Annotated in this window: 2 tRNA genes; both read left to right on the top strand. The window is 36.2% G+C overall.

The annotated features are described in order from the left end of the window. Positions 1–8 precede the first annotated feature (8 nt). Positions 9–82, top strand: a tRNA-Asn gene (locus tag AB671_RS21850). 181 nt (positions 83–263) lie between these two features. Further along, positions 264–337, top strand: a tRNA-Asn gene (locus AB671_RS21845).

Here is a 337-nt window from a genome sequence, read left to right as displayed (position 1 = left end):
AGGAACATTCCTCCTTAGCTCAGTTGGTTAGAGCATCTGACTGTTAATCAGAGGGTCCTTGGTTCGAGCCCAAGAGGAGGAGCAAAAAAGACTTACATTACTGTAGGTCTTTTTTGATTTTAATACTTTCCTGTTTCAAATTAATTTAAAATTTAATTTACTGAAATATAATCTGATAGCACTTTTCGGGTAATTTTGAGTAAAAAATATTTGCTTGATATTATTTTTCATATTATCTTTGCAGCACCTTAAAAGAGGAACATTCCTCCTTAGCTCAGTTGGTTAGAGCATCTGACTGTTAATCAGAGGGTCCTTGGTTCGAGCCCAAGAGGAGGAG

The organism is Chryseobacterium sp. BGARF1, assembly GCF_001677955.1.
GTDB lineage: Bacteria > Bacteroidota > Bacteroidia > Flavobacteriales > Weeksellaceae > Chryseobacterium.
The sequence above is the reverse complement of the archived record's forward strand: the minus strand, read 5'-3'. Positions and strand labels throughout refer to the sequence as shown.